Raw genomic sequence first — 2,882 nt, forward strand, 5'->3', positions numbered from 1 at the left:
TAAGAAGACACCTTCGGGTTGTGAGGTTAAGCGACTAAGCGTACACGGTGGATGCCTAGGCAATCAGAGGCGATGAAGGACGTGCTAATCTGCGATAAGCGTCGGTAAGGTGATATGAACCGTTATAACCGACGATTTCCGAATGGGGAAACCCAGTGCAATTCGTTGCACTATCGTTTGATGAATACATAGTCAAACGAAGCGAACCGGGGGAACTGAAACATCTCAGTACCCCGAGGAAAAGAAATCAACCGAGATTCCCCTAGTAGCGGCGAGCGAACGGGGAGCAGCCCAGAGTCTTAATCAGCATTAGCATCAGGAGAACGGTCTGGAAAGGCCGGCAGTAAAGGGTGATAGCCCCGTATCCGAAGGTGTTGGTGTTGTGAACTCGACGAGTAGGGCGGGACACGTGTTATCCTGTCTGAATATGGGGGGACCATCCTCCAAGGCTAAATACTCCTGATTGACCGATAGTGAACCAGTACCGTGAGGGAAAGGCGAAAAGAACCCCGGCGAGGGGAGTGAAATAGAACCTGAAACCGTGTACGTACAAGCAGTGGGAGCCTTGATTTATCAGGGTGACTGCGTACCTTTTGTATAATGGGTCAGCGACTTATATTCTGTAGCAAGGTTAACCGTATAGGGGAGCCGTAGGGAAACCGAGTCTTAACTGGGCGAATGAGTTGCAGGGTATAGACCCGAAACCCGGTGATCTAGCCATGGGCAGGTTGAAGGTTGGGTAACACTAACTGGAGGACCGAACCGACTAATGTTGAAAAATTAGCGGATGACTTGTGGCTGGGGGTGAAAGGCCAATCAAACCGGGAGATAGCTGGTTCTCCCCGAAAGCTATTTAGGTAGCGCCTCGTGAACTCATCTTCGGGGGTAGAGCACTGTTTCGACTAGGGGGTCATCCCGACTTACCAACTCGATGCAAACTACGAATACCGAAGAATGTTATCACGGGAGACACACGGCGGGTGCTAACGTTCGTCGTGAAGAGGGAAACAACCCAGACCGCCAGCTAAGGTCCCAAAGTCATAGTTAAGTGGGAAACGAAGTGGGAAGGCTCAGACAGCCAGGATGTTGGCTTAGAAGCAGCCATCATTTAAAGAAAGCGTAATAGCTCACTGGTCGAGTCGGCCTGCGCGGAAGATGTAACGGGGCTAAACTATGCACCGAAGCTGCGGCAGCGATATGTAAATATTGTTGGGTAGGGGAGCGTTCTGTAAGCCTGTGAAGGTGTACTGTGAGGTATGCTGGAGGTATCAGAAGTGCGAATGCTGACATAAGTAACGATAATGCGGGTGAAAAACCCGCACGCCGGAAGACCAAGGGTTCCTGTCCAACGTTAATCGGGGCAGGGTGAGTCGACCCCTAAGGCGAGGCAGAAATGCGTAGTCGATGGGAAACGGGTTAATATTCCCGTACTGGTGATAATTGCGATGGGGGGACGGAGAAGGCTAGGCTATCCGGGCGACGGTTGTCCCGGTTTAAGGATGTAGGCAGGTGAATTAGGCAAATCCGGTTCACTACATGCTGAGGTCCGACGACGAGTCACTACGGTGATGAAGTAGCTCATGCCCCGCTTCCAGGAAAAGCCTCTAAGCTCTAGATTATCATTAATCGTACCCCAAACCGACACAGGTGGTCAGGTAGAGAATACTCAGGCGCTTGAGAGAACTCGGGTGAAGGAACTAGGCAAAATGGTGCCGTAACTTCGGGAGAAGGCACGCTGGCGCTAGGTGAAGTCCCTCGCGGATGGAGCTGAAGCCAGTCGCAGATACCAGCTGGCTGCAACTGTTTATTAAAAACACAGCACTGTGCAAACACGAAAGTGGACGTATACGGTGTGACGCCTGCCCGGTGCTGGAAGGTTAATTGATGGGGTTATCCGTAAGGAGAAGCTCTTGATCGAAGCCCCAGTAAACGGCGGCCGTAACTATAACGGTCCTAAGGTAGCGAAATTCCTTGTCGGGTAAGTTCCGACCTGCACGAATGGCGTAATGATGGCCAGGCTGTCTCCACCCGAGACTCAGTGAAATTGAACTCGCTGTGAAGATGCAGTGTACCCGCGGCAAGACGGAAAGACCCCGTGAACCTTTACTATAGCTTGACACTGAACATTGAGCCTTGATGTGTAGGATAGGTGGGAGGCTTTGAAGTGTGGACGCCAGTCTGCATGGAGCCAACCTTGAAATACCACCCTTTAATGTTTGATGTTCTAACGTAGCCCCGTTATCCGGGGTGCGGACAGTGTCTGGTGGGTAGTTTGACTGGGGCGGTCTCCTCCCAAAGAGTAACGGAGGAGCACGAAGGTTGGCTAAGCATGGTCGGACATCATGCGGTTAGTGCAAAGGCATAAGCCAGCTTGACTGCGAGAGTGACGGCTCGAGCAGGTACGAAAGTAGGTCTTAGTGATCCGGTGGTTCTGAATGGAAGGGCCATCGCTCAACGGATAAAAGGTACTCCGGGGATAACAGGCTGATACCGCCCAAGAGTTCATATCGACGGCGGTGTTTGGCACCTCGATGTCGGCTCATCACATCCTGGGGCTGAAGTAGGTCCCAAGGGTACGGCTGTTCGCCGTTTAAAGTGGTACGCGAGCTGGGTTTAGAACGTCGTGAGACAGTTCGGTCCCTATCTGCCGTGGGCGTTGGAAGATTGAAAGGGGCTGCTCCTAGTACGAGAGGACCGGAGTGGACGCACCACTGGTGTTCGGGTTGTCATGCCAATGGCATTGCCCGGTAGCTAAGTGCGGAAGAGATAACCGCTGAAAGCATCTAAGCGGGAAACTTGCCTTGAGATGAGTCTTCCCTGACCCTTTAAGGGTCCTAAAGGAACGTTTAAGACTAAGACGTTGATAGGTTGGGTGTGTAAGC

General features: G+C 52.1%; 1 rRNA gene. It reads left to right on the forward strand.

Annotated elements, in window-relative coordinates:
- Positions 1-24: 24 nt before the first annotated feature.
- Positions 25-2,882, forward strand: a 23S ribosomal RNA gene (locus PSF09_RS20275); the annotation flags it as partial.

The sequence above is a fragment of the Providencia sp. PROV141 genome, from assembly GCF_028481645.1.
GTDB lineage: Bacteria > Pseudomonadota > Gammaproteobacteria > Enterobacterales > Enterobacteriaceae > Providencia > Providencia rettgeri.